This is a genomic window from Confluentibacter flavum (genome assembly GCF_002843175.1).
GTDB classification, from domain to species: domain Bacteria; phylum Bacteroidota; class Bacteroidia; order Flavobacteriales; family Flavobacteriaceae; genus Confluentibacter; species Confluentibacter flavum.
This window is the reverse complement of the sequence record NZ_PJEO01000015.1, coordinates 24,839-51,177: the sequence shown is the minus strand read 5'-3', so window position 1 is coordinate 51,177 and position 26,339 is coordinate 24,839. Positions and strand designations below refer to the sequence as shown.

General features: G+C 35.0%; 28 protein-coding genes. 22 read left to right on the top strand and 6 right to left on the bottom strand.

Going from position 1 to position 26,339, the window contains the following annotated elements:
• The first annotated feature begins 97 nt into the window (after positions 1-97).
• The 6 genes from yidD to CSW08_RS04635 all read left to right on the top strand — a co-directional run bounded on the left by yidD (position 98) and on the right by CSW08_RS04635 (position 4,775).
• Positions 98-319: a membrane protein insertion efficiency factor YidD gene (gene yidD / locus CSW08_RS04660; RefSeq protein WP_106658751.1), complete on the top strand. Its 222-nt coding sequence runs from the start codon at positions 98-100 to the stop codon at positions 317-319.
• A gap of 305 nt (positions 320-624) precedes the next feature.
• Complete coding sequence (locus CSW08_RS04655) at positions 625-1,173, top strand: hypothetical protein (protein WP_203226847.1); 549 nt, start codon at positions 625-627, stop codon at positions 1,171-1,173.
• A 76-nt stretch (positions 1,174-1,249) separates the two neighbouring features.
• Complete coding sequence (locus CSW08_RS04650; RefSeq protein WP_106658750.1) at positions 1,250-2,221, top strand: manganese catalase family protein; 972 nt, start codon at positions 1,250-1,252, stop codon at positions 2,219-2,221.
• Positions 2,222-2,244: 23 nt separating this feature from the next.
• Positions 2,245-2,823, top strand: a complete 579-nt coding sequence (locus CSW08_RS04645; protein ID WP_106658749.1) for a YciE/YciF ferroxidase family protein — start codon at positions 2,245-2,247, stop codon at positions 2,821-2,823.
• Between the two features lie 351 nt (positions 2,824-3,174).
• The gene (locus CSW08_RS04640; RefSeq protein ID WP_106658748.1) at positions 3,175-3,540 is read left to right on the top strand and encodes a DUF2200 domain-containing protein; all 366 of its coding nucleotides are present in this window, start codon (positions 3,175-3,177) and stop codon (positions 3,538-3,540) included.
• Between the two features lie 428 nt (positions 3,541-3,968).
• Complete coding sequence (locus CSW08_RS04635; protein ID WP_106658747.1) at positions 3,969-4,775, top strand: hypothetical protein; 807 nt, start codon at positions 3,969-3,971, stop codon at positions 4,773-4,775.
• 145 nt (positions 4,776-4,920) lie between these two features.
• On the opposite strand, the gene CSW08_RS04630 is transcribed toward CSW08_RS04635, so the two are convergent.
• Entirely contained in the window at positions 4,921-6,384 is a 1,464-nt protein-coding gene (locus CSW08_RS04630) for an aminoacyl-histidine dipeptidase (protein ID WP_106658746.1), read from the bottom strand.
• A 123-nt stretch (positions 6,385-6,507) separates the two neighbouring features.
• On the opposite strand from CSW08_RS04630, the gene CSW08_RS04625 reads away from it, so the two are divergent.
• From CSW08_RS04625 to CSW08_RS04600, 6 genes are all read left to right on the top strand, one after another.
• A complete protein-coding gene (locus tag CSW08_RS04625; RefSeq protein ID WP_106658745.1) occupies positions 6,508-7,590 on the top strand; it encodes a DUF3810 domain-containing protein in 1,083 nt (360 codons plus the stop codon).
• Entirely contained in the window at positions 7,583-8,377 is a 795-nt protein-coding gene (locus CSW08_RS04620; protein ID WP_106658744.1) for a TrmH family RNA methyltransferase, read from the top strand. The genes CSW08_RS04625 and CSW08_RS04620 overlap by 8 nt, the downstream gene beginning before the upstream one ends.
• 38 nt (positions 8,378-8,415) lie before the next feature.
• Positions 8,416-8,766: a four helix bundle protein gene (locus CSW08_RS04615; RefSeq protein WP_394337025.1), complete on the top strand. Its 351-nt coding sequence runs from the start codon at positions 8,416-8,418 to the stop codon at positions 8,764-8,766.
• 57 nt (positions 8,767-8,823) lie between these two features.
• On the top strand, positions 8,824-10,056 hold the full coding sequence (locus CSW08_RS04610; RefSeq protein ID WP_106658743.1) for a M48 family metallopeptidase: 1,233 nt from the start codon (positions 8,824-8,826) through the stop codon (positions 10,054-10,056).
• A gap of 352 nt (positions 10,057-10,408) precedes the next feature.
• The gene (locus CSW08_RS04605) at positions 10,409-12,286 is read left to right on the top strand and encodes a DEAD/DEAH box helicase (RefSeq protein WP_106658742.1); all 1,878 of its coding nucleotides are present in this window, start codon (positions 10,409-10,411) and stop codon (positions 12,284-12,286) included.
• Between the two features lie 105 nt (positions 12,287-12,391).
• The gene (locus CSW08_RS04600) at positions 12,392-13,180 is read left to right on the top strand and encodes a carboxypeptidase-like regulatory domain-containing protein (protein ID WP_106658741.1); all 789 of its coding nucleotides are present in this window, start codon (positions 12,392-12,394) and stop codon (positions 13,178-13,180) included.
• Between the two features lie 17 nt (positions 13,181-13,197).
• Here CSW08_RS04600 and CSW08_RS04595 read toward each other — a convergent pair whose 3' ends face one another.
• Entirely contained in the window at positions 13,198-13,839 is a 642-nt protein-coding gene (locus CSW08_RS04595; RefSeq protein ID WP_106658844.1) for a protein-L-isoaspartate(D-aspartate) O-methyltransferase, read from the bottom strand.
• Positions 13,840-13,996: 157 nt separating this feature from the next.
• Here CSW08_RS04595 and CSW08_RS04590 point away from each other — a divergent pair, with 157 nt between their 5' ends.
• From CSW08_RS04590 to CSW08_RS04550, 9 genes are all read left to right on the top strand, one after another.
• Entirely contained in the window at positions 13,997-14,956 is a 960-nt protein-coding gene (locus tag CSW08_RS04590; protein WP_106658740.1) for a Gfo/Idh/MocA family protein, read from the top strand.
• Positions 14,957-15,103: 147 nt separating this feature from the next.
• Positions 15,104-15,994 (top strand): 3-hydroxyacyl-CoA dehydrogenase family protein, encoded by an 891-nt coding sequence (locus tag CSW08_RS04585; RefSeq protein ID WP_106658739.1) that lies wholly within the window; start codon positions 15,104-15,106, stop codon positions 15,992-15,994.
• A gap of 64 nt (positions 15,995-16,058) precedes the next feature.
• On the top strand, positions 16,059-16,721 hold the full coding sequence (locus CSW08_RS04580; protein ID WP_106658738.1) for a YggS family pyridoxal phosphate-dependent enzyme: 663 nt from the start codon (positions 16,059-16,061) through the stop codon (positions 16,719-16,721).
• A gap of 28 nt (positions 16,722-16,749) precedes the next feature.
• Entirely contained in the window at positions 16,750-17,106 is a 357-nt protein-coding gene (locus CSW08_RS04575; RefSeq protein ID WP_106658737.1) for a four helix bundle protein, read from the top strand.
• 51 nt (positions 17,107-17,157) lie between these two features.
• Positions 17,158-18,528: an exonuclease domain-containing protein gene (locus tag CSW08_RS04570; protein WP_106658736.1), complete on the top strand. Its 1,371-nt coding sequence runs from the start codon at positions 17,158-17,160 to the stop codon at positions 18,526-18,528.
• Between the two features lie 14 nt (positions 18,529-18,542).
• Positions 18,543-20,513, top strand: a complete 1,971-nt coding sequence (locus tag CSW08_RS04565) for a DUF3857 domain-containing protein (RefSeq protein WP_162495541.1) — start codon at positions 18,543-18,545, stop codon at positions 20,511-20,513.
• A gap of 48 nt (positions 20,514-20,561) precedes the next feature.
• Positions 20,562-21,407: an ion transporter gene (locus tag CSW08_RS04560; protein ID WP_106658734.1), complete on the top strand. Its 846-nt coding sequence runs from the start codon at positions 20,562-20,564 to the stop codon at positions 21,405-21,407.
• Positions 21,400-22,305, top strand: a complete 906-nt coding sequence (gene miaA, locus CSW08_RS04555; protein WP_106658733.1) for a tRNA (adenosine(37)-N6)-dimethylallyltransferase MiaA — start codon at positions 21,400-21,402, stop codon at positions 22,303-22,305. Before CSW08_RS04560 ends, miaA begins: the two co-directional genes overlap by 8 nt.
• A 297-nt stretch (positions 22,306-22,602) precedes the next feature.
• Positions 22,603-23,589, top strand: a complete 987-nt coding sequence (locus CSW08_RS04550; protein ID WP_106658732.1) for an IS110 family RNA-guided transposase — start codon at positions 22,603-22,605, stop codon at positions 23,587-23,589.
• Between the two features lie 115 nt (positions 23,590-23,704).
• Here the strand turns inward: CSW08_RS04550 and CSW08_RS04545 are convergent, their stop codons facing one another.
• Together CSW08_RS04545 and CSW08_RS04540 are read right to left on the bottom strand one after the other, a co-directional pair.
• Entirely contained in the window at positions 23,705-23,860 is a 156-nt protein-coding gene (locus CSW08_RS04545; protein ID WP_157831424.1) for a helix-turn-helix domain-containing protein, read from the bottom strand.
• Positions 23,851-24,060 carry a transcriptional regulator gene (locus CSW08_RS04540; protein WP_106658730.1) on the bottom strand — a complete coding sequence of 70 codons (210 nt, stop codon included), beginning with the start codon at positions 24,058-24,060 and terminating at the stop codon, positions 23,851-23,853. Before CSW08_RS04540 ends, CSW08_RS04545 begins: the two co-directional genes overlap by 10 nt.
• 100 nt (positions 24,061-24,160) lie before the next feature.
• Between CSW08_RS04540 and CSW08_RS04530 the strand changes: the two genes are divergently transcribed.
• A complete protein-coding gene (locus CSW08_RS04530; RefSeq protein WP_106658729.1) occupies positions 24,161-25,132 on the top strand; it encodes a GIY-YIG nuclease family protein in 972 nt (323 codons plus the stop codon).
• Positions 25,133-25,175: 43 nt separating this feature from the next.
• On the opposite strand, the gene CSW08_RS04525 is transcribed toward CSW08_RS04530, so the two are convergent.
• Positions 25,176-25,931 carry a LytR/AlgR family response regulator transcription factor gene (locus CSW08_RS04525; RefSeq protein ID WP_106658728.1) on the bottom strand — a complete coding sequence of 252 codons (756 nt, stop codon included), beginning with the start codon at positions 25,929-25,931 and terminating at the stop codon, positions 25,176-25,178.
• Positions 25,932-26,036: 105 nt separating this feature from the next.
• Complete coding sequence (locus tag CSW08_RS04520; protein ID WP_106658727.1) at positions 26,037-26,336, bottom strand: 2TM domain-containing protein; 300 nt, start codon at positions 26,334-26,336, stop codon at positions 26,037-26,039.
• Between the last annotated feature and the right edge of the window lie 3 nt (positions 26,337-26,339).

Below are 26,339 nucleotides of genomic sequence, written 5' to 3'. Positions count from 1 at the left end.
ATTAAACGACAAAAGATTCTAGAATGTTTCTTGTTTAAGTTATAAAGTCGAAAGAAACCTAACAACTAAACGACAAACGACTAAACGACAAACATCAATGAAAAAACTCCTCATTATACCATTCTTATTCTTGATAAAAGTATACCAAATGCTTATATCTCCCCTAACGCCTGCAACATGTAGATATCAGCCCACATGCTCTCACTACAGCAAAGAAGCTTTACAAAAACACGGTTTGTTCAAAGGCGGTTGGCTAGCTATAAAACGTATTTTTAGTTGCCATCCTTGGGGTGGTTCTGGTTACGACCCTGTACCTTAAAAAACATCCTTCAATCCCGAGAACCCAAAATCACATCACATACTTCCTTATTAACAAACTACACTGCTTCGTAAGCCAAAGCAAAAATAAATCCCTTGTCTTGTCTATCGCAAACTTTTCAATTTTGCTTTAATACCTTAACGCACAGCACCTTCAAATTATAAGTCATTTAATTTTTTCCCAAAGGAGAAATGAGTAAATCATACAAGTTCTTTCTGAAATTGTATAACACTATACGTTTTTATGTTTATGAACTTTGTAAAACAATCAACCGTTTAATTATTCACAATTTAATAAATATCAAAATGGAAGAAAATCAAATGGGAGAAAACGACACAACGGACCAAGGCATGTTAACCGGCATGTTTCGTGACCGTGAAAGCACAGAAAATGCATATAACACTCTACAAGAAAGAGGTTATACAAAAGACGACATCAATCTTGTGATGTCGGACGAAACACGAGAAAAACATTTTTCGGGTGATGTTGAAGACACTGAAATAGGAACCAAAGCTGCTGAAGGTGCCGGAAAAGGCTCAGCTATTGGTGGCACTGTTGGCGCCATTGCAGGCGTCATTGCAGCCATTGGAACAAGCTTGGTTATTCCTGGACTTGGTATTGTTATTGCTGGCCCTATTGCCGCAGGTTTAGCAGGAGCTGGCGCGGGTGGTCTTACAGGTGGAATAATTGGTGCGCTTGTAGGTTCAGGAATTCCTGAAGCACGTGCGAAGTTATATGAATCTGGAATCAAAGAAGGACAAATCGTTATTGGGGTTAAGCCTCGTAATGATGAAGATGCCAGATATTTTGAAAACAACTGGCGTACTAATAAAGGTGAAGAAATCTACAATTAGAATTCCTATTGCAATAAAAACCGAATGACAATTCAAGTCATTCCGTTATAAATCTAAGCGATAAATATAAAAACATATGTTCCATCACGTAAAAGAATTACAGTTCAACGCCCGGGTTTCAAAACCTGATGTGCGTTTTGCAAGACTCCTCCTTGAACAGTTTGGAGGACCCAATGGCGAACTAAAAGCAGCCATGCAATATTTTGTTCAGGCATTTGGTTGCCGAAAAGCATATCCTGCCGAATATGATATGCTTATGGATATTGCCACAGAAGAATTTAGTCACCTAGAAATTGTAGGTGCAACGATTCAAATGTTACTCACCGGTGTTAACGGTGAATTAAAAAATGCAGCTGATGAATCTGACTTAACCAAAATGTTAGATGGCAAAGCGGCAAAAGAAAGTTACATACACGATGCCATGATAGATCCACACTTCTTTATTGTTAGTGGCGGCACACCAACACTTACCGATAGCGTTGGCAACCCTTGGAACGCATCTTACATTATGGGTATGGGCGATTTAACAGCTGATCTCCGTTTAAATATTGGTGCAGAAACCAGTGCCAAAATGGTTTATGAAAACTTGATGAAATTTACAGACGATGAGTATGTAAAAGAATCTTTGCGTTTTTTAATGACAAGAGAGGTTGCCCACTTTCAAATGTTTCAAGCGGCATTGGAAAATATTAAACCAAACTTTCCTCCTGGCATTTTACAAAGTGATCCGCGCTTTAGCAACAAATACTTCAACATGTCTAATGGCAAAGATTTTAAAGGCCCTTGGAATGAAGGCAAAAGCCCGGAGATGAAAGAAGAATGGCAAGTTGTAAACCATCCACTTGAACACGTTCAAGAAACCAATGGCTTACTAGACGAAAAAGCTAAGGGTACACAGCGAACAGAACAATCTGTTCAAAAAGACAATAAGTCGTTATCTAAGGAGCGTAAAGCCGAAGTAGATGAAGCCACGCTTCCTAAAAATGGCGTCATGAGTTGGTCAGTCTATGAAGAATCCGTAGAAGCCAATTCAAACAAAAACAAATAATTTTTTAATCTAAATTCATAAAAATGAAAAATAAAAAATCAAATTCCACGACTACGTCCCAAAAAGGAAAACAGTCCAAAGAAAAATCCACAAAATCTTCTATGCAATCATCTCAACTCATGAAATTATTTGAAGATGAATTGAAGGACATTTACTGGGCCGAAAAAGCATTAACCAAAGCAATCCCTAAGATGATTAAAAACGCAACATCCCAAAAATTGATTGATGCACTAACAAGTCATCTTGAAGAAACTAAAAACCAAGTGACCAGATTGGAACAGGTTTTTGAGTCGATAGACAAAAAAGCCAGTGCCAAAAAATGCGATGCTATGGAAGGTTTAATTAAAGAGGCAGAAGATATCATGGAATCGTGCGAAGAAGGTGCCATGTGTGATGCAGGCATTATTTCGGCAGGACAAAAAGTAGAACATTATGAAATTGCATCATACGGAACACTTCGTCAGTTTGCGAAAACATTAAGTTTAGGAAAAGCTGCAAAACTACTTAAAGCGACACTCAAAGAAGAAAAAGCGGCCGATGAAAAACTATCAAAAGTAGCCACAACTGCCATAAATGTAGACGCATCCCAAGTAAAAGCATAAATCAGTAAACAATGAACAATATTTTTAAAGGTTTAATCGCAGGTTACGGCGCCAAAAAATTAGGCGGTGGCTGTTTAGGAACCATCATCGTTTTTGTAATTATTTGGTGGTTATTAGGAATGTTTTAATTCTATTTTAAGAATGGAATATTACAAGCCATCTCGCTAAGCGGGGTGGCTTTTTATGTTTTGAATTTTGAAATAGTGTTGTGTTGTCATTCTGAACGTGTTTCAGAATCTCTATATCTTTGCGAAAGCCTCAAATCTAAAATGTGCGATTTATATTTTTAATAAATGTCTTCCTTGACTCTATAAAAAATTTCAATTATATTCGTTTAACAACCAATGCGATATGAATGATACAAGCCATCACGATGAGCGTATAGCAAAAATGACCTTTGCCTCCGTATATCCACATTATCTCACAAAAGTGGAGAAGAAAGGCAGAACGAAAGACGAGTTACATCAAGTCATTATGTGGCTAACAGGTTATGATGAAAAAAAGCTGCAAGAACTCATTGAAAAAAAAGTGCCTTTTGAACAATTTTTCAAAAGTGCTGACTTAAACCTAAACGCGCAACTGATTACTGGTGTGATCTGTGGCTATCGTGTAGAAGACATCCAAAACCCGTTAACACAACAGGTAAGGTATTTAGATAAGTTAGTGGATGAATTGGCAAAAGGACGTAAGATGGAGAAAATATTGCGGGTTTCCTAAATCTACTCGCCCCAGATATTGTACCAAAAGATGTTAGTAACCCAGTTTTTTATAACATCTTTTTATTTTCAGATTTGTGGAAAAAATATCAAACTTCGCTCCTGTTTGACGACAGGCAGGTAACTTCTGATATAAATCATTAAAACCATTTCACATCTTTGTAGTTGTGCAATATTAAAAAATGACAGATTACTTATACTAAATCAGACCTGGCTATATAGATAGCAAATAAGAAAGGTTAATAAATATTCTCCCACTACATGTAAAAACATACGATCGTCTGTGTGATTCTTTTTGCTAAACAAAATTTTATTTGTTGTTATTTAATCTTTTATTATCTTTAATTACATGCTTTATAAAAAAACATTAAAACAGATAATACTTATTGTAATGGCTAAAATCCCTTTATAATTAAATTCCTAACCAAGATGAAAAAGGAAATTGATTCAATAGATAAATCTGCAGAGCCTATAAAGTATTCCCAACCGCTATATTTACTTTTACCAATTCAACTATTAAACACACTCTCCATAATGATTGCTTTTTTTCACATATTTTTAATTAAAATAAGGTGGGTTAAAATTTCAGATATAATTTTTAATTCTCCTGAAGGATATAAAAAAATGCTTCAAAAAATTTGGTTTACAAGAATGATGAGAAGATTATTGTCTCTTACACTTAGGACTCCTTTTCGTTCTAAAGCCATCAAACTTATTAACAATAAGCTTACTTTACCGGAATTAGGGTGTATTATAGCTATTCCCCATACACCATGGGCTAAATTACTTGCAGAATGGTGCCGTTCCAACGATTTCGCACTGGTTTTTGCTGGTGGTCCATGGATTAAGCGAACTGGACATTTAAATGTTTCTAATGCTAGTTTATCCCAAATTAGAAAGTTAGTCTCCCATTTAAATTCCAAAAAATTTGTTGTTATTATTGGAGACAACGAGAATAGGTCTCGCTGCTGTCAAGTGACATACTTTGGAAAAAAATGCAATGCTTCTTTACTCCCTGTCAGACTTGCATCATTAGCATGTGTTCCTATTACAGTGGTAATTCCGAAATTTAACAAACAACAAATCAATCTTCTAAATGGACCTACAATTGACTCCATTACTATTATTTCAAATAAAAAAGAAGCTCTTCAGAAAATTTTCAGTTATTATGAAAATGAGGTGTATGCTTCTCCTTCCATTTACTACCCCTACATAATGGGTTCTTTAAACACTTGATTGTTGTAAAATCATTAAATAGTCTGAAATACAAATTTCACGTGTTTAACCAAATATACTTTAAAAAAATAATATAGATGTAATCTCATTAGAACTACCAAAATCCATGAACCGTACTTTATAGAACATAACAAAATCAAAAAAATCACTTCTTCTCAGAAATCCCCTTCAAAATCTCCACCACAAATTTCCAATATTTTTGCACGGATGATATTTGTGCACGTTCATCTGGGGAGTGTGCTCCTTTAATGTTGGGTCCAAAACTAATCATATCCATATTAGGATAGTTTTTCCCTAAAATACCACATTCCAATCCGGCATGGCAAGCCGCCACATGCGGTTTTTTGCCATTTAAATCTTCATACAATTTGGTCATAACTTTTAAAATAGGAGAATCCATATTCGGTGTCCACCCCGGATAATCACCCGAAAACGTTACTTCGCAACCCGTTAACTCAAAACAAGCTCGCAGCGAATTTGCCAAATCCATTTTAGAAGTTTCCACCGAAGAACGTGTGAGGCAATCCACTTTAATCGTGCCATCTTTAATCACCACTTTCGCCATGTTATTGGAAGTTTCCACCAAATTAGGAATATCGGCACTCATTCTGTAAACGCCATTTTGCGCTGCGTATAACGCTCTCGTAAACCCTTCTTGAATTCCTAAATCCATAATCATTTTTGGCGTTTCACATTTAGCTATGCTGATGTCTAAATGTGGTTCCATCGTCTTGAATTCCGTTTTAATCACGGTTGCCAAAGCCTCCATATCAGATAAAAACACCGCTTCATGAATGGCATCAATAGCCACAATGGCTTGGCTTTCCCTTGGAATGGCGTTACGTAAACTGCCACCTTCCATTTCTGAAATCCGTAATCCAAAACACTCAAAACCATCAAATAATAAACGATTCATGATTTTATTGGCATTGCCCAAGCCTTCGTGAATTTGCATTCCTGAGTGCCCGCCCTGCAAACCTTTTACAACAATTTTAAACCCGACTTTAAATTCTGGTGTTTCTTCTTCATGATAATCGCGTGTCGCCGTTACATCAATACCACCGGCACAACCTACGCCTATTTCGTTATCTTCCTCAGTATCTAAATTCAATAAAATACCACCAGAAAGCAAACCGCCTTGTAATCCCATAGCGCCTGTCATCCCTGTTTCCTCGTCAATGGTAAACAGTGCTTCAATGGCTGGATGCGGAATGTCTTTACTTTCTAAAATAGCCATGATCGTAGCAACGCCCAAACCATTATCAGCGCCCAACGTGGTTCCTTTGGCCTTTACCCAGTCACCATCCACATACATATCAATCCCTTGTGTATCAAAGTCGAAAACCGTATCATTATTTTTTTGGTGCACCATATCTAAATGCGATTGCATCACAATAGTGGTTCTGTTTTCCATGCCTTTGGTGGCAGGTTTTTTTATAATGACATTTCCAACGGCATCCTCAGTGGTTTCCAATCCTAATGTTTTCCCAAAATCTTTCATAAACGCAATAACACGCTCCTCTTTTTTTGAGGCTCTAGGGATGGCATTTAAATCGGCGAATTTATTCCAAAGGGTTTGTGGCTGAAGGTTTCTTATTTCTGAATTCATAACATTTATAATAGTGTTTTACAAAGATATGGATTGCATCTACATTTATAGAGTAATTGAATGGATTCCGTATTCCCGATAGCTATCGGGACGGAATGACAAAATTTTATCTATTTTTGAAGCATGCTTAAAGACAAAAAAACCATACTGGCATTGTCCATTATTCCGCAGTATATCATTATAAAATGGTTGTCACGTTACCCTGAATTTATTGAGCAGTATTATAGCAATGGGTTCTATCAATTTGTTTCAAAACTATTTAGATATACGCTTGGTTGGATTCCTTTTTCTTTTGGCGATTTGGTGTACACATGTGCCATTATTTATATGCTCAGATGGTTTTATATAAACAGAAAGCGTTTAAGAAAAGATACCAAGCAATGGTTTGTTGATGTGTTTTCGGCAGTTGCCCTATTTTACTTGGCATTTCATGTGTTATGGGGCATGAACTATTACCGATTGCCACTACATAAAAACCTAAATCTGGAAGCCGATTATACCACGGAACAACTGATTGTAGTCACCAAAAAGCTAATAGAAAAGTCGAATGCCCTGTATTCGGAAATCAAAAAAAATGACACGACTAAAATCGACCTTCCTTATAGTAAATCGGATGTTTTAGGACTTGCCCCGCTGGGTTATAAGAATTTAAAAAATGTATTTCCAGATTTGGAATACCATCCAAAAAGCGTTAAAAAATCGTTGTTCAGTTATCCACTAACCTATATGGGTTTTACTGGGTATTTAAATCCGTTTACCAATGAAGCTCAAGTGGATGCCTTGATTCCCATATATTTGTTTCCAACAACCACATCGCACGAAATAGCACATCAATTGGGTTACGCCGCAGAAAATGAAGCTAATTTTATTGGTTGTTTAGCAGCTATAAACCATGATGACATCTATTTTAAATACACAGGATATACGTTTGCGCTCCGTTTTTGTTTGAATGAAATTAACAGACGTGATGAAGACCTATTCAACACGCTGCTTGAAACGGTCAACAAGGGTATTTTAAGCAATTTTAAAGAAGTCCGTGAATTCATGGATGCTTACGACAGTCCATTAGAACCCCTATTTAAAGTGTTTTATAGCAATTTCTTAAAAGCCAACAACCAAGCAAAAGGTATGGAAAGCTACAGTTACGTGGTAGCACTCTTGGTTAATTATTTTGAAAAAGAATCTGATTTAATTTATAATGAATAAACAAATTAGCAGCATACAGAATCCATTTATCCGACAACTTGTTCAGCTAAAAGACAAGTCGCGTGAACGTAAAAAAAACGGTTTATTTTTAATTGAAGGTGAACGCGAAATTATGCTTGCGTTAAAAGGTGGTTACGGGTTGGAAACGATCTTGTTTAATCCAGAAATCATAAATTATGAACAACTAAACAACTTAACGACTAAACAACTAAACACCATCGAAATTACTGCCGAGGTATATCAAAAATTAGCCTATCGCGATACCACCGAAGGCGTTTTAGCGGTTGCAAAATGCAAAGAACATAACATAAATGAATTAAATTTCAAGACAGAAAACCCATTAATTTTAGTCGCTGAAGCTCCCGAAAAACCGGGCAATATTGGTGCCCTTTTAAGAACTGCGGATGCTGCTCGTGTGGATGCCGTCATCATAGCCAACCCTAAAACCGATTTGTACAATCCCAATATTATCCGCTCTAGTGTGGGCTGTATATTTACCAATACGATTGTAACGGGTTCAACTTCAGAGATTATTGAGTTTCTAAAATCAAAAAACATAGATATTTATTGTGCCGCTTTACAGGCTTCGGTTAATTATGACACGCAAGATTTCACCAGACCAACGGCTATTGTTGTTGGCACGGAGGATACAGGATTAAGTGATGAGTGGTTAAAAAATGCTACACAAAATATCATTATTCCCATGGAAGGCGACATCGATTCCATGAATGTGTCGGTTGCCGCAGGAATTCTTATTTTTGAAGCGAAAAGACAACGGAGAAAATAATTAATGATGTGTAATGAGTAATTAATAATGAGCAATTAATGATAGTGAAAGAAAATTTAATAGCAACTAAAACCTATACATTTGCACTCAGCATCATCAAATTAAATAGGCATTTGATTGCTAAAAATGAATATGTTCTTTCAAAACAGATTTTAAGATCGGGCACTTCAATCGGAGCTAATGTTGAAGAAGCTATTGGAGGTATTTCAAAAAAAGATTTTCGAGCTAAAATGTCCATTTCTTATAAAGAAGCTAGAGAAACCCACTATTGGTTGAGACTCCTTAAAGATTCCGACAATATTTCAAATGAAGAATTCATAGAACTAGAAAATGAGCTTAACAGCATTCTAAAAATACTTTTTAAAATAATTCAATCATCAAAAGAATAATCACATATTATCAATTATTAATCATTCATTACTAATTACTCATCATTAATCATTTATATGACCTCAATAACATTATTCTACATCATCATCGCCATAATCATCATCAATTTTATAGTTGATAAAATCTTGGATGCCTTAAATGCCAAACATTTTAACGACATGTTGCCAAGAGATTTGCAAGATGTTTATGATGAAACCGAATATAAAAAATCGCAGAACTACAAAGCTACTAATTATAGATTCGGATTAATAACCTCCACATTTTCGTTGGTGTTAACGCTCGCTTTTTTATTTTTTGATGGGTTTGAATATGTTGACAATATCGCTAGAGGTTTTAGTGATAACCCAATAATTATCGCTTTAATCTTCTTCGGAATTATTATGATAGGCAGCGATATCATCACCACGCCTTTTACATATTACGGCACGTTTGTCATTGAAGAAAAATTTGGGTTTAACAAAACGACAAAAACAACTTTTTTTCTTGATAAACTTAAAGGTTGGCTCCTGATGGCTATTGTTGGCGGTGGTATATTGGCATTAATTATTTGGTTTTACCAATCCACAGGAACTTATTTCTGGCTTTATGCATGGGCTTTGGTAGCGGTATTCGTATTGTTTATGAATATGTTCTATTCCAAACTTATTGTGCCGTTGTTCAACAAACAAAAACCATTGGAAGCTGGAACTTTAAGGGATAAAATATCCGAATATGCCCAAACCGTTGGATTTAAATTGGACAAGATTTTTGTGATTGATGGCTCTAAACGAAGTACCAAAGCTAATGCCTATTTTTCTGGTTTTGGTAGCGAAAAACGTGTGACACTTTACGATACGTTGATTAATGATTTGGATGAAGAAGAAATTGTTGCTGTTTTGGCGCATGAAGTCGGACATTATAAAAAGAAACATATCATCTTTAACCTGTTTGCCTCCATTTTAATGACGGGACTGATGCTTTATATTTTATCACTTTTTATTTCCAATCCGTTATTATCAAACGCTTTGGGGGTTGAGATACCAAGTTTTCATATTGGTTTGATTGCGTTCGGATTGTTGTACGCGCCGATTTCTGAAATCACAAGCTTAATCATGAATCTGTTTTCCAGAAAATTTGAATATCAAGCTGACGATTATGCTAAAAATACCTATAAAGCAGAACCACTTATTACATCGCTAAAAAAACTTTCTAAAAACAGTTTGAGTAATTTAACGCCACATCCGGCATATGTGTTTATGCATTATTCGCATCCTACGTTGTTGGAACGGATTGTTAATTTGAGGAAGTGATTTTTTTGGGTTTTGGGTGTAAGGTTATGGGTATTGGGTGTTTGGATTTAAAATAATGCTATCAATATTATCCGCGTTAACGATTGAACGGTCTGTTTGAGCTCCCCGACCACAGGAGGGAGCGAGTAGTGAAAGCGTGTTAAAACGCCCAAGAAATCAATAAAAATCCTGTTTTAAATAAAAAGATTCCCTCCTTCGAGGGAATGACAAATAAAAGACTATCTTTGCCGCTTGAAACTCGAAAATGAGTTGAATTCCTCAGAGTGAGGATGTGTTACTAGAAGGTTAAGTTAAGTATGTCGATTCGCTTCTTATGTAACACCACATAACAAAATCGAATACTTATACAAGAATGAACACATTCCAAGATTTAGGTCTTAATGAGGACCTTTTACGCGCTGTTACCGATTTAGGGTTTGTAACCCCAAGCGATGTACAAAGCCAAGCCATCCCCATTTTATTAGAAAAAGAAACAGATTTAGTTGCTCTTGCACAAACAGGAACCGGTAAAACGGCAGCGTTTGGTTTCCCCATGTTGCAAAAAATAGATATTGAAAGTAGAACTACCCAAGGTCTTATTTTATCCCCTACACGCGAACTTTGTTTGCAAATCACCAACGAAATGAAACTTTACGGCAAGTACTGCAAAGGACTTAACGTGGTGGCAGTTTATGGAGGATCTAGCATAACAGACCAAGCTAGGGATATAAAAAAAGGTGCTCAAATTATTGTAGCGACGCCTGGACGTATAAAGGATATGATAAGCAGACGTTTGGTTGATATCTCTAAAATAGAATATGCTGTTTTAGATGAAGCTGATGAAATGCTTAACATGGGCTTTTATGAGGATATTACTGATATTCTATCGAATACCCCCGAAGAAAAATGTACGTGGTTGTTTTCTGCAACCATGCCCAAAGAAGTGTCGGTTATTGCCAAAAAATTCATGGAAAATCCTGTGGAAATCACCGTTGGGAATAAAAATGAAAGTACAAGTCAGGTATCTCATGAATATTATTTAGTAAATGCCCGTGATAGATATGATGCTTTAAAACGTTTGGCAGATGCGAATCCAGATATTTTTTCAGTCGTATTTTGCAGAACGAAACGCGATACTCAAAAAGTAGCGGAACAACTTATTGAAGATGGTTACAGTGCTGGTGCTTTGCATGGTGATTTAAGTCAGAATCAACGGGATTTGGTTATGAATTCGTTTCGTAAAAATCAAATCCAGATGTTGGTAGCAACCGATGTTGCTGCACGTGGTATTGATGTAGATGATATTACACACGTTATAAACTACCAATTACCAGATGAAATTGAAACCTACACACACCGTTCCGGACGTACAGGACGTGCCGGAAAAACTGGGGTTTCTATGGTTATTGTTTCTAAAAGTGAAGTGCGTAAAATAAAAACCATTGAACGCATCATTAAAAGAGACTTTATTAAGAAAGATATTCCAGATGGTATGGAAATTTGTGAGGTACAATTAATGTCGCTTGCCAATAAAATCCATAACACAGAAATCAATCATGAAATTGATAAATATTTAATCAATATCAACGAATTATTCACTGATACTTCAAAAGACGAATTAATTAAAAAATTCTTCTCGGTAGAGTTCACCCGTTTCTATAATTACTATAAAAAATCTAAAAACCTTAATATATCGGAAAGCAGAAGTGACGACCGTGAAGGTGGTAGGGAACGCAGTCGCGATTTTGGTGGAAGTAACTCTGATTCTACACGTTATTTTATTAATGTTGGTAGTAAAGATGGTTATGATTGGATGAGTTTAAAAGACTTTTTAAAAGATATTTTAGAACTTGGTAGGGATGATGTTTTTAAGGTTGAAGTAAAAGAAAGTTTTTCATTCTTTAATACCGAAAAGGAATTACAAGAAAAGGTATTGGCTTTTTTCACCGACTTTAAACATAATGATAGATATGTAAATGTTGAAGTTTCTGAAAACCGTGGCGGTGGCGGTGGCGGAAGACGCGATGACAGAAGAGGCGGCGGCGGAAGACGTGACGATAAGCGTGGTGGAGAAAGACGTTCTGCCCCAAGAAGTGATTTTGGAAACAGAAGCGACAGACGGAGTGATGACACCTCAAGACCAAGACGTTCTAGTGGCGATTTTAAACCAAAAGGAGGTCCAAGACGTTCAGAAGGTGATGCCAAACCAAGTGATTCTGGCGTATCAAGACCAAGACGTTCTAGACGTTAATCAACCCTTATTTGTTAATTTTAAGTCAAAATAAAATTCTATAAACTATAGTTAAGGTTTTGTTTAGTATTTTTATGACTAAATTAGAATTAACCTATTTATAACATGCAGCAATACCTTTTACTTTTTTTAATACTATTATCTTCGGTTTTTTGCTTTTCGCAAGAAGAGGAAGGAAGAGTAAAAGGTGTCGTTGTTGATGCTTCCAATGACAATCCCTTAGAAAGTGTAAATATTGTAAACCTTAACAAGGTCATTGGAACAAGCACCAATAGCAATGGTGCGTTTGAAATTTCCGCAAAGGTAAATGATACCTTGCACTTCTCTTATTTGGGTTTCAAATCCATTAAAGTGCGTGTTACTAACGACTGGTTAAAATACGGTGACGGTACCACGACCACCATTAAACTCACCGAACTGGCTCTAGCACTTGAAGAAGTTGTAGTAAACCAATTAAAACTTACAGGGTATTTGGAAGTTGATATTAAACAAGTTCCTGCCATAAACACAAATTACCGTTACAGTATATCTGGACTGCCAAGTACAGGTTATGAGGCCGGTAGACAATCTACCATCAACAAAGTATTAGGATCTATTTTTAATCCTGCGGATTTTTTGCATCGTATGTTTGGTAAAAAACCAAATGAATTACGAAAGCTTAAAAAGATGAAGGAAGATGATGAAATAAGAAACCTGCTCGCCTCTCGCTTCGACCGTGAAATGCTTACCGTATTATTACAAGTAGATAAGATCGATTTAGATGAAATTGTAAGTCAGTGCAACTACTCAAAAGGGTTTATACAAACGGCAAACGACCTCCAAATCCTGGATGCCATCAGTGAATGTTATGAAGAATACAAGGTACTTAACAGAGACCGTGAAGGTAAATTGTAGTCTTTTTTAATAAGCTATTAATTCTTATCCTCCAACAAAGGCACAAAACGAAATTCACCAAATTCATGTTGTTCAAATTCCTTGGTGTCTTTTCTAATAATTAAAGTCATAACTTGTGTGTGTTCACCAACAGGAATCACCAACCTTCCTCCTATTTTTAACTGACTTAACAACGGTTTCGGTACAAAAGGTGCACCGGCTGTTACAATAATACTATCAAACGGCGCTTCTTCTACCAAACCTTTATAACCATCTCCAAAAATCAACTTTTTGGCACGATAGCCTAGTTTCGGTAAAAATAAATTGGTCTTTTTAAATAATTCCTGTTGGCGTTCTATACTGTAAACTCTAGCACCTAATTCACATAAAACGGCCGCTTGATAGCCGCTCCCAGTGCCTATTTCAAGAATTTTATCGTCTTTTTTAACTTGGAGCAATTCCGTTTGAAAAGCTACGGTATAAGGTTGCGAGATGGTTTGGTCGGCCGCAATCGGGAACGCCATATCCTTATAAGCATAATCTAAAAACCCAGAATCCATAAATAAATGTCGGGGCACATTTCCTATGGCTTTTAAAACATTTGCATCTGTTATTCCCTTGCCTTTTAATATAGTAACTAATTGCTGTCGTAATCCTTTATGCTTATATGTATCTTTCAAAAGTAGCGTCATTTCTCAATGCTAAAATTAGTTAAAGATTTTTAAGCTTAAAACTATTTAAACAGAATTTATTTTTAATAATTTGCGATTAAAATTTAGCAGCATTATACCAAAATCATGTGTTAATTATGCTATTTTTGTTTAAAACGGAAATATTATGCTAAACGTTGGGGTACTTGGTGCAGGTCATCTTGGGAAAATTCATTTAAGACTTCTACAACAGTCAGAAAAATATAATCTTGTTGGTTTCTATGATGCCGATGACGCTCACGGAAAAAAAATAGAAGCAGAATTTGGTTATAAATTCTTTAATTCCATTGACACGCTTATTGAAGCTGTAGATGTCGTTGATATTGTAACGCCTACCCTTTCCCATTATGAATGTGCCAAACAAGCCGTTATAAAAGGCAAACATATTTTTGTTGAAAAACCCATTACCAATACCGTTGAAGAAGCCGAAGAAATAAGAGCTTTGGTTGCCTTGCACAATGTAAAAGGACAAGTGGGCCATGTTGAACGTTTTAATCCGGCCTATTTAGCGGTAAAGGACGAGGTGAAATCGCCCATGTTCATTGAATCGCACCGATTGGCGGAGTTTAATCCTCGTGGCACCGATGTTCCTGTGGTATTGGATTTAATGATTCACGATATTGATATTATTTTAAGTACCGTAAATTCGAAAATAAAACATATTTCCGCCAGTGGCGTCGCTGTCATTAGTGATACCCCCGATATTGCCAATGCGCGCATTGAGTTTACAAATGGGTGTGTTGCCAACCTAACCGCCAGTAGAATTTCGTTGAAGAAAATGCGTAAAATTCGATTTTTTCAAAAGGACGCTTACATTTCAGTCGATTTTTTAACCAAGCAATGTGAAGTGGTAAAAATGAAGGATGCGCCTGAAAATCCTGGGGATTTTGATATGGTTCTTGAAAATGCGGAAGGCGTAAAAAAACAGATCTATTTTGATAATCCGCCCATACCAGAAAACAATTCCATTCTAGATGAATTGGAAAGCTTTGCTGATGCGATAAACAATAACACAAAACCTGCGGTTACGCTACATGATGGTACGGAAGCGTTGCGTGTGGCTAATCAAATAATTAATTGTTTTTGACAGTCATTGCGAGGAAGCATGACGTGGCAATCTGTTTAATTTTATATTTTATTCGAAAGATTGCCACATCACAAAAAAGTATGATTCGCAATGACTAATAAATAATGGGATTCCCTCCTACGAGGGAATAAAAAAAGCACTATTAAAATGAAAAACGTAGCAGTTATTGGAGCAGGCACCATGGGCAATGGCATTGCACATACCTTTGCTCAAAACGGATTTAAAGTGCAGCTTATTGATACCAATGACCTTGCATTAAAGAAAGCCTTAGAAACCATTTCTAAAAACTTGGATAGAATGGTGGCAAAAGAAACCATTACCGAAGCCATAAAAAATACCACTTTATCAAATATAACCACATTTACCAACATAAAAGAAGGTGTTGAATATGCAAGTTTAGTAATTGAAGCCGCCACGGAAAACGTCGATTTAAAGCTTACTATTTTTAAGCAGTTAGACGACGCTTGTCCAGATGATACCATTTTAGCAACCAATACCTCCTCTATTTCCATAACACACATAGCATCCATAACAACCAGACCGCATATGGTTATTGGTATGCACTTCATGAATCCGGTACCTGTCATGCCATTGGTTGAAATCATAAAAGGGTATAACACCAGTGAAGAAGTAATCAAAACCATCATGGACATTTCCAAAAAATTGGGAAAAATACCTGTTGAAGTCCATGATTTTCCTGGGTTTGTCGCCAACCGTATTTTAATGCCCATGATTAACGAATCTATTGAAACGCTTTACAACGGTGTTGCTGGTGTTCATGAGATTGATACCGTGATGAAATTAGGTATGGCACACCCGATGGGGCCTTTGCAATTGGCAGATTTTATTGGTTTAGATGTTTGTTTGTCGATACTACATGTGATGTATGATGGCTTTAAAAATCCGAAATACGCACCTTGTCCCTTACTTGTAAATATGGTAAAAGCTGGTAAATTGGGCGTAAAATCTGGGGAAGGATTTTATGACTATTCCGAAAGTAAAAAAGCCGAGAAAATCTCTAAACAATTCCTAAAGTAAGTTTATTCGTTTAACCGTTTATGCGTTTAAACTTAAAAACAATTAAACGCCTTAACAACAATTAATGTCAATAAAAGAAAATCTACACCATATTAAATCCGAGTTACCACCTCATGTTACATTGGTAGCAGTTTCTAAAACCAAGCCTATAAGTGATTTAATGGAAGTCTATAATGCAGGGCAACGCATTTTTGGGGAAAATAAAATCCAAGAATTGGTAGACAAGTATGAGCAGATGCCAAAAGACATCGAATGGCATATGATTGGGCATGTACAACGCAATAAAGTAAAATATATGGCGCCTTTTGTGCGTTTAATACATGGCGTTGATAATTTTAAACTTTTAGAAGGAATAAATAAAGAAGCCATTAAAAATAATAGGGTGATTGATTGCTTGTTTCAAATTAAAATAGCTTCAGAAGATTCCAAATTTGGAATGGAACCGCATGAAGCAGTAAATATTGTTCGATCTGAAACATTTTCAGAATTAAAAAATATTAAGATTGTTGGCATTATGGGAATGGCGACTTTTACGGAAGACCTCAACCAAATAAAAAGCGAATTTACGTTGTTAAAAACTACTTTTGATAGCTTTAAAACCATGGAATCTTTTAACTTTAAGCCAGAAATTATAAGCATGGGCATGAGTGGCGATTATAAACTTGCCATAGCATGTGGAAGTACCATGATACGAGTTGGAAGCAGTATATTCGGGAGTAGAAGTTAATAAGTAATAGTGAAAAATTAATAGTTGGATGAAGGAATCAATTTTAAAAAATAAAAGTTATCATTTTGCACTATTAATTATTGAAACTTACAAATCTATTTCATCAACTAAGAAAGAATTCACATTAACTAGACAACTACTTAAAAGTGGCACTTCTATAGGAGCGAATATTAGAGAAGCTGAATTTGCGCAATCAAATAAGGACTTTATAAGCAAAATGAGTATCGCTCTTAAAGAATCGAGTGAAACCGAGTATTGGCTTATGTTACTTAAAGATTCCGATTATTTGGAATCACAAAATTTCAATAAACTAATAGATTTAAATCAAGAATTAATTAAAATGTTAGTTTCTACAATCAACACCATGAAGTTAAAACCTCAGTAATTTTAACTTTTAATTTTTAGCTTTTAACTTTTAACTTTTAAACTTTTTACCATTTACGCGATTTTAGACATAGAAACAACGGGGGGCAAGTATAATGAAGAAGGCATTACCGAAATAGCAATCTACAAATATAATGGTCATGAAATCGTTGATCAATTCATCAGTCTTATAAATCCAGAACGCGAGATTCAACCCTTTGTAGTGAATCTTACTGGTATTAACAGCAGCATGCTACGCAGTGCGCCTAAATTTTATGAAATTGCCAAACGTATTGTAGAAATTACAGAAGATTGTATTTTAGTGGCACACAACGCCCAATTTGATTACCGCATTTTATGTACGGAATTCAGGAGATTAGGATTTGAGTTTGAACGTCCATCACTCTGCACGGTTGAATTGGCAAAAGATTTAATCCCAAATCAAGATTCTTATAGTTTAGGAAAACTGGTAAGATCGCTTGGCATTCCTGTAGCAGATAGACATAGAGCAGCAGGAGATGCCATGGCAACCGTTAAGCTGTTTAAAATGTTGCTGGATAAAGATTCTACAAAAAGTATTATTCTAGAATCCATTCGTTTGAACCCAAAGCATCAATTAGAACCCAGACATATTAATATTATTGAAGAAATGCCTGCTGTTACGGGTGTATATTATATGCACAAATCTAATGGTGAAATTATTTATATTGGCAAAAGTAACAATATAAAAAAACGCGTTAATCAGCATTTTACGAATACCAACCCCAAATCAAAAAAAATACAAATGCAGGTAGCTGCCGTAACTTATGAAGCCACAGGCAGTGAATTGGTAGCGCTTTTAAAAGAGAGTGAGGAAATAAAACGCAACAATCCCATTTACAATAGGGCTTTACGCAGAAAAATATTTACACATGCTTTGTATAGTTTTGTTGATGAACATGGTTACATCAATCTTAAAATTGATATTGCTGATGGACGCAAAAGCCCCATTACCACATTTGCCAACAGGCAAAGCGCTAAAACATTTATGTTTCATATGGTGGAAGAATACCAATTATGTCAAAAACTAACAGGCCTTTACAATACAAAAACAAGTTGTTTTAAATATGATATAAAAGAATGTGCCGGTGCCTGTATTCAAAAAGAAGCCCCAGAAGATTATAATAAACGTGTTGAAGCCCTCATCAATAAAAATAGTTACAAAAATAAAAACATGGTGATTATTGATAGAGGTCGTGATATTGACGAACGAAGCGCCATACTGATTGAAAGTGGCGTTTTTAAAGGCTTAGGATTTTTTAATTTGAATTACCAAATAAATAATATTGATGTTTTAGAATCCATTATTACGCCTATGGAAAATAATAGAGATACACAACATATTATTCAAAGTTATTTAAGGAAAAACAAGCAAGTCAAACAACATTATTTCAATCAAGTATGAAAAAAATCTACTTTATGATAGCCTTTACTTTTAGTGTTTTAGGTTTTGCGCAAGAAAATTATGTTTCTGAAGATTTCAGAGTTTCTCTTGATGATATTAAAGCATCATCTTTCAAAAAAGATACAACTGCCAATGCATTGGTTATTTATGAATATGGTAATAGTTATTTTGACTCAAACGATTATGTATTAAAAACAGAGGTAAAGCGTAAGATAAAAATATTAAAAAGAGAAGGTTTTGATAATGCTACTGTGACCATACATTTATATAATAATAATACTAGAAAGGAAAAAATAGATGATATTATTGCTAATACTTACAATTTAAATGGGGAAAATGTTGTAACATCCAACCTTTATACTAGTAATATCTATAGGGAAGAATATGATGAGAATCATACACTTGTAAAATTCACATTACCAAACATAAAAGAGGGTTCTGTAATAGCATACAGTTATATTATTTCTTCTCCTTTTATGTATAACTACAATGGTTGGGTATTTCAAGAAGAAATTCCTAAATTATATAGCGAATACAGGACGAGTATTCCTGCCAATTACGATTACAATATTAAACTTGTTGGAAATTTACCTCTTACCGAAACAGATATTAAGCTAAGACCTAAATGTTTATCGATACCTAATCCTAGCCCTCAACCCTATTCCAGTAATAATGATTTAACGGCAGATTGTTCTGATGCTTATTACCTGATGAAAGACATACCTGCCTTTATTGATGAAGATTATTTAACCGCTAAAAAAAATTACTTGTCACGTGTTGATTATGAATTAAAAACATTTAAAGGATTTAATGGTGTTGTAGAAAATTACACAAAAACATGGAAAACTGTAGATGATGAATTAAAAGCAGAACCAAATGTTGGCAGACAGCTATCAAGATCTGTTGAAGCAGATAAATTATTATCATCAACTATTTTAAATGAACCAGATGCTCTTAAAAAAGCGATGGCGGTTTACAATTATGTACAGGATAATTATACATGGAATGAAGAGTACCGTATTTTCAACGATGTGTCGGTAAAAGATATTATTAAGGATAAATCTGGTAATGTTTCAGAAATGAATATTTTGCTCCACAATTTATTGGAAGAAGTTGGCGTTGAGGTGAAACCCGTACTGTTATCTACTAGAAATAATGGGTTTGCAACTAAAATATTTCCCGTAATTTCAGAATTTAATTACTTAATTGTACAAGCAACTATTGATACCAAAACGTATTTATTGGATGCCACAGACAGCTATTTAAGTTTCGGAGAACTTCCCTTTAGATGTTTAAATAGTTATGGTCGTTTATTAGATTTTAAAAAAGGTAGTGAATGGATTGACATCGCTCCAAAAGAGGCTTCAAAAATTTTATATAATGCTACCATAAATTTTAATGAAAACAATAAATTAGTTGGCAAAATTAGCGGCAAAAGCACTGGATACCATTCACTGAATTTTAAAAAATCCTATTACCCAAATAAAGAGGCTTATGTTAATGGGCTTGAAAATAATTATCCAAGTATTGAAATTACCCACCATGAAGTAATTACTGAAGGCAAGACAAGCCCAGATTTTTCTGAATCCTATAATATTGTGTTGGATCCAGAAGTCATTGGGGACAACATATATCTAAATCCCTTTTTTGTTAAATTCTTTTTAGAAAACCCATTTAAATTACAGGAGCGGACTTACCCAATAGATTTTGGTTACAAAGACTCCTATTTTTACATGATTAGCATTAACTTGGGAGACAAGTATTCTGTTTTGGAATTGCCTCAAGATTTCATTGTAGCATTACCTAACAATACTGGCATGGTAACATTATCTTCTAAAACTTTGGGGCCAACTGTTAACTTAACACTGAGAGTCGATTTCAAAGAGGCTTTGTATCCTTCAGAATTTTATCCCTATTTAAAGGAATTCATGACCAAAATTGTTGATATTCAAAAAAATGCTACTATTGTAATAAAGAAAATTTAAAGATTATTCAACTATAATTTTTGTAGATTTGAATCTATAGTTTTTTTTATGGATAACGTAAAATCTAAATTCGATATATTCAGGCAGAGAGTGCACATCATTATTTATGGCACAAACACCATATCTGGTAGGTTATTCGATATTGTGTTACTGGGGCTCATTTTATTGAGCGTGCTCATGGTGATGCTTGAAACCGTCGATTTTATAGATGATAGGTACCACCAAATTTTTGTTATTTGTGAATGGATTATTACTATTTTCTTCACTCTAGAATACATCCTACGTATCATCTCCATAAGAAAACCTTCTGAATATATCTTTAGTTTTTATGGCATCATAGATTTTATTGCCATTTTGCCTATGTACCTCTCATTTTTCTTGGGTGGGGCACAAATACTTTCGGTTGTTCGGGCATTAAGACTGTTACGTTTGTTTAGAATACTTAATCTAGTTAGTTTTATGGGACAAGCATCGCAATTAAGATTGGCCCTTAAAACGAGTCGGATTAAGATTATCGTATTCATTTATTTTGTACTTGTAGTTTGTGTCCTATTAGGGTCTTTAATGTATATTATTGAAGGCAAGGAAAATGGGTTTACAAGTATTCCAGTAAGTATTTATTGGTGTATCGTAACCTTAACCACGGTTGGGTACGGAGACATCCATCCCATAACGCCATTAGGACAGGTTATGGCATCATTCATCATGATTTTAGGTTACGGCATCATTGCAGTACCTACAGGAATTGTTACTGCAGAACTTGCCCAAAATAAACGTAAAGGAAGCATCTTTTTAATCGGAAACCGAAACCCTTGTCCGAGTTGTGGCGAACAGGACCATATGGAGAAATCCGAATTTTGCCATAATTGTGGCCATAAACTACGTAATGACTAAGTTTTTAATCTCCATTGTGGGGCCAACGGCCATTGGAAAAACAGCTTTAAGCATTAAACTGGCGCAACATTTTAATACAGAAATTATTTCGGCAGATTCCAGGCAGTTTTTTAAAGAGATGCACATTGGCACTGCTGCGCCAACTAAAGAAGAACTAGCTGCCATAAAACATCATTTCATCCATCATAAATCTATTGAAGAACCCTATAATGTGGGTGCTTTTGAAAAGGATGTTTTACAGTGTTTGGAAACCCTTTTTAAAACTAACAACGTGGTTATAATGGTTGGCGGTTCTGGATTGTATATAGATGCCATAACCAAAGGTTTGGATGATTTCCCTAAGGTAGATAGCAACATACGCGAGATACTAAATTCCGATTTAGAAACCAAAGGACTCCCATTTTTACAAGAGCAACTAAAAACCTTGGATGAAACATCTTATAATAACATTGCGATTGATAATCCGCATCGGGTGATTCGGGCTTTAGAAATTTGCTTGGGTACAGGCAAACCATATTCGTCTTTTTTAAGTAAAGACAAAGCTAAACGTGATTTCAAAACCATTACGATTGGACTTACCGCTGATAGACCCATTATTTACAACCGCATTAACCAACGTGTTGAAATGATGGTGCAAGGAGGATTACTGAAAGAAGTGGAAAGTTTGTTGCCTTACCAACATCTAAACGCTCTAAATACCGTTGGCTATAAAGAACTCTTCAATTATTTTAATGGTGAATGGGATTTGGATTTTACCATTTCTGAAATTAAAAAAAACACACGCCGTTTTGCTAAACGCCAACTGACTTGGTTTAAAAAAGATAACAGTATTTTGTGGTTTGATTACTTAATAGATGTTGAAACTATTATTGAAAGTATAGAATCTAAAATATTTTAATTGAGTGTTTAGTTTGAGAACTTATGCTATTTGTTTTAGATTGTTCTCTATACAAAATACCTCGTGCCTCAGTATTTTACTCCTTTAGATTTGTTTAGCAGTATTTCATTAAATTTAGAATAGAGAAAAGTGTTTAAGTAAACTAATACTCACTCCGAGTAAAACTCATAGTTCGATATAGACTTAAACACTTTAAACATCAAAATCTCAGATAGAAATTAGGGATCCAAGCCCATTATAAAGGAGTTGAGTTATTGATGGTTTTCTCTAATCTTTTAATCACTTAAAAACAAAATTATGAAAAACATTTTTATTGGGATTGACATTAGTTCTAAAACATTGGATCTCTGTATCAAAAAAGACGGGCAGGTCGCTTATTCAACCATTGGGAACACCATAAAAGAGTGCGACAAATTCTTTAAAAAATATGCAGCTATCAAGGATGCGGCAATCTATGTCGCCATGGAAAACACAGGTAGGTACAATTACAATCTGTATGAAGCACTAGAGGGTTTTTCATTCTTGGTCTATGTAATAAACCCTATCCATATCAAAAAAAGTTTAGGGTTGGTCAGGGGAAAAAATGACCGCATAGATGCTGAAAGGATCACATTGTTCATTGAGAAAAACCATATGGATTTGCCACAATGGAAACCAAGTACAGAATCCATTAAACAATTGAAAGTTTTGCAAGCGGAAAGAAAGTATAGGGTCAAAATAAAATCAGGATTGCTTAGGCAACGATCGGATTATAAAGTAATGAATGCCAATGGAATGGACAAAGAGCTACTTAAACTAAATGAAAGCTTGATCAGGAACATTGATGCGCAAATAAGCAAGATAGAAGCTAAGATACAATTTATAATTGGGAATGATGAACGGTTAAGGGAACAGGTAAATAGGATCCGGACGATCCCTGGGGTGGGCAAGGTATTGGCCTGGATGGTGCTGTCCAAAACGGAAGGGTTTACAAAAATAGATAACCCAAGAAGGATGGCCTGCTTTGCCGGTGTTGTCCCTTTTGAACATCAATCGGGAACATCCTTAAAATATAGGCCTAGGGTATCCATTTTTGCAGATAAAGAATTAAAAAAAGTACTCCATTTGGCAGCCATGAGTGCTATTAGGCTAGAAAATGACCTTAGGGTATATTACCTAAGAAAGATTGAAGAGGGCAAAAATAAGATGAGTATTTTAAATGCCATTAGGAATAAAATTATCCATCGTATTTTTGCCTTGATTAAAAACCAAACTTTTTATAAAAATGATTTGGTTGTGTCATAGAAATCGAACTGACAATCTAACTAAAATTACAAACCGAAATGTCACTTCGAGTGGATTTGCAGAGTGCAACGGAACAAATCTGTATCGAGAAGCTTTTGTAACTAGGTTCTGGATATTATGCACTATGCAAAAATACGTCCGCTGGAATCTTAAAATAATCCTTTAACTTTTGTGCCATCTTTAAAGTGATTTCACGTTTACCAGAAAGAATAGCAGAAACGTGCCCTTTACTTCCAATAATCGGCTCTAAATCCTTTGCTTTTATTCCCATTTCTTGCATTTATATTTAATGACTTCCAAAGCATCCAAATCTGGTAATTGATAATGCTTTTCATCATAATCTTTAACTAAAACAATAAGCAAATCCAATTCATCGCTTTCCGGCGTATTAGGCTCGGCATTAAATATCTCCATCATTCTCATGGAAGCTTTATTATAATCGTCTTCTGTTTTTAATACTTTCCAGTTCATAATTATCATTTTTTGTTTGTTAAAATGTTTGTGTCAAAAGCAATGGTTTCAACATTTATTTTATCGTATGCTTTATGGGTTCCAAACCAAATAACATAACATGCTGCTTGTAAAAAATTTATGGAAACTATTGCCGAGCGACAGCAAAAATATTAATGATTTTATTAACATTTATTATATATTCGTTAAAACTAAATTATTACCATTGAGCAAGTACGGTAAAACAATCAAGATTTTTTTAATTGATGGTGACCCTAATGGGCGAATGAGTTGCGAGCTTTCAAATTGGACAGGGAAAGCTTACAAAATTCCAAGAATAAAAGTTAAAGACTGTTCAGATCGCCATGACTTGACTTCAACAGGGGTGTATTTGTTATTTGGAAAGGACGATGATGGAAAAGATCAAGTATATATTGGAGAAGCTGAATCAGTTTTAAAACGACTTAATCAACATTTAGCACAAAAAGATTTTTGGAACGAAGTAGTAGTTTTTATTAGCAAAGATGAGAATCTAAACAAAGCTCACATTAAATACATTGAAAATCGATTACATGATATTGCTGTTTCATCTAATCGTTATAAAATAGACAATTCCACAATTCCGACACTTTCTTCGATTTCTGAATCTGATCGGGCTGAAATGGAAGAATACATTGAAAATATGAGAATGCTTGTCAATACATTAGGTCATAAAGTATTTGATGATAAACGGGAAATAACTAATAATAAAAAGAACCAACTATTTCAAATTAAAGCCGCACGCGGAGCAGATGCACAAGGAGAACCTACTTCTGACGGTTTTTTGGTATTTAAAGGTTCTAAAGCTTCGGATTCAACAACTCCTTCAATGTCTCCGTCGATTGCAAAATTGCGACAAAACCTAATCGACAAAAATGTCATTAACAATTTGAATGGAAGTTTGATATTTTCAGAAGATTATATTTTTACAAGTCCTTCACTTGCTGCTGCAACTATTATGGGGCGAAATGCAAATGGTCTCGAAGAATGGAAATTAAAAACAGGACAGACTTTAAAAAGTTTTGAAACTAATAACCATAACAATGAAATATAACACCATTAAAAGAGATTACTGAATTTCGACAACCTCTACTCTATTACTCCAACCAATCCTTAAAATCCTTAACCCGTTCCCTAGCTACAATAACTTCTTCTGCGTTATATGTTTTTAGTTTTATTTGCAAGCGCGAATTGGTATAGCTTACCATATCTTTTATGGCATGGATGTTTACAAAAAACTTGCGGTTTATTCTAAAAAAGGTTTGTGGTTCCAATTCGTTTTCTAGGAGTTCCAAAGTGGTGTCCAATAAATAATTTCTACCATCATTGGCGTACAAATAGGTGCCTTTGTTTTCGCTGTAAAAACATTCAATGTCGTCTATATTAATCAGTTTGATGTGTTGCCCCACTTTTACCGAAAAGCGTTTTTTATAGTCTCGGTCTATTGGGTTTACCAATAATTTTTTAATATCATTAAAATCGATGTTAACCGTTTGTTTTTGCGGAATGCGCTCTTGGTATTTTTTTACGGCTTTTGCTAAATCTTCTTCATCAATGGGTTTTAATAAATAATCGATGCTATTCAATTTAAAAGCCTGCAGCGCATATTCATCATAAGCTGTGGTGAAAATAACGGCACTTTTAATATCTATGGTTTCGAAAATTTCAAACGACAAACCATCGCTCAATTGAATATCCAAAAAAATCAAATCGGGATGCTGGTTTTTTTGAAACCACTCCAAGGATTCTTCAACCGAATGCAACATGGTTTTCGCATGAATTCCTAGTTTTTCCAACATACGTTGCAAACGGCGGGCTGATGGTTTTTCGTCTTCTATAATAATTACGTTCATTTTTTTAAGTTACAAAGGTTCAAAGTTGCAAAGTTTCAAAGTTATCAAGATTTTACTTGAAACCGAGGCTACGACTGAAAACTGAGACTGCGACTGATAACTAAATCACTCCCAATTCTTTTTATCCTTATCCATAAATTCTTGAACTTTTCGGTCTTCCCAATTTTTAGAGAACATCATGTTTTTACCAAATATACTCAAGGCATGAAAACCCAAACCAATTCCCCAGAAAAGCGCTGTAGAAAATGTGCCAAAATGCCACAAATCTCCTCCATTTACCACAACCATACCGATTAAAAATAGATTGACCACAACATACCAAAACGCATGCCAGTAGAAGCCTTTTAGCTCTTTCAGTCTTTTTTCTGCTCTTATGTAAGCATCTTCTTTTTTATATTTTTCCATGAT

Coding starts and splice junctions, on each gene's coding strand:
- yidD (WP_106658751.1), top strand. CDS start 98: ATGAAAAAACTCCTCATTATACCATTCTTATTCTTGATAAAAGTATAC.
- CSW08_RS04655 (WP_203226847.1), top strand. CDS start 625: ATGGAAGAAAATCAAATGGGAGAAAACGACACAACGGACCAAGGCATG.
- CSW08_RS04650 (WP_106658750.1), top strand. CDS start 1,250: ATGTTCCATCACGTAAAAGAATTACAGTTCAACGCCCGGGTTTCAAAA.
- CSW08_RS04645 (WP_106658749.1), top strand. CDS start 2,245: ATGAAAAATAAAAAATCAAATTCCACGACTACGTCCCAAAAAGGAAAA.
- CSW08_RS04640 (WP_106658748.1), top strand. CDS start 3,175: ATGAATGATACAAGCCATCACGATGAGCGTATAGCAAAAATGACCTTT.
- CSW08_RS04635 (WP_106658747.1), top strand. CDS start 3,969: ATGAAAAAGGAAATTGATTCAATAGATAAATCTGCAGAGCCTATAAAG.
- CSW08_RS04630 (WP_106658746.1), bottom strand. CDS start 6,384: ATGAATTCAGAAATAAGAAACCTTCAGCCACAAACCCTTTGGAATAAA.
- CSW08_RS04625 (WP_106658745.1), top strand. CDS start 6,508: ATGCTTAAAGACAAAAAAACCATACTGGCATTGTCCATTATTCCGCAG.
- CSW08_RS04620 (WP_106658744.1), top strand. CDS start 7,583: ATGAATAAACAAATTAGCAGCATACAGAATCCATTTATCCGACAACTT.
- CSW08_RS04615 (WP_394337025.1), top strand. CDS start 8,416: ATGATAGTGAAAGAAAATTTAATAGCAACTAAAACCTATACATTTGCA.
- CSW08_RS04610 (WP_106658743.1), top strand. CDS start 8,824: ATGACCTCAATAACATTATTCTACATCATCATCGCCATAATCATCATC.
- CSW08_RS04605 (WP_106658742.1), top strand. CDS start 10,409: ATGAACACATTCCAAGATTTAGGTCTTAATGAGGACCTTTTACGCGCT.
- CSW08_RS04600 (WP_106658741.1), top strand. CDS start 12,392: ATGCAGCAATACCTTTTACTTTTTTTAATACTATTATCTTCGGTTTTT.
- CSW08_RS04590 (WP_106658740.1), top strand. CDS start 13,997: ATGCTAAACGTTGGGGTACTTGGTGCAGGTCATCTTGGGAAAATTCAT.
- CSW08_RS04585 (WP_106658739.1), top strand. CDS start 15,104: ATGAAAAACGTAGCAGTTATTGGAGCAGGCACCATGGGCAATGGCATT.
- CSW08_RS04580 (WP_106658738.1), top strand. CDS start 16,059: ATGTCAATAAAAGAAAATCTACACCATATTAAATCCGAGTTACCACCT.
- CSW08_RS04575 (WP_106658737.1), top strand. CDS start 16,750: ATGAAGGAATCAATTTTAAAAAATAAAAGTTATCATTTTGCACTATTA.
- CSW08_RS04565 (WP_162495541.1), top strand. CDS start 18,543: ATGATAGCCTTTACTTTTAGTGTTTTAGGTTTTGCGCAAGAAAATTAT.
- CSW08_RS04560 (WP_106658734.1), top strand. CDS start 20,562: ATGGATAACGTAAAATCTAAATTCGATATATTCAGGCAGAGAGTGCAC.
- miaA (WP_106658733.1), top strand. CDS start 21,400: ATGACTAAGTTTTTAATCTCCATTGTGGGGCCAACGGCCATTGGAAAA.
- CSW08_RS04550 (WP_106658732.1), top strand. CDS start 22,603: ATGAAAAACATTTTTATTGGGATTGACATTAGTTCTAAAACATTGGAT.
- CSW08_RS04545 (WP_157831424.1), bottom strand. CDS start 23,860: ATGGGAATAAAAGCAAAGGATTTAGAGCCGATTATTGGAAGTAAAGGG.
- CSW08_RS04540 (WP_106658730.1), bottom strand. CDS start 24,060: ATGAACTGGAAAGTATTAAAAACAGAAGACGATTATAATAAAGCTTCC.
- CSW08_RS04530 (WP_106658729.1), top strand. CDS start 24,161: ATGCTGCTTGTAAAAAATTTATGGAAACTATTGCCGAGCGACAGCAAA.
- CSW08_RS04525 (WP_106658728.1), bottom strand. CDS start 25,931: ATGAACGTAATTATTATAGAAGACGAAAAACCATCAGCCCGCCGTTTG.
- CSW08_RS04520 (WP_106658727.1), bottom strand. CDS start 26,336: ATGGAAAAATATAAAAAAGAAGATGCTTACATAAGAGCAGAAAAAAGA.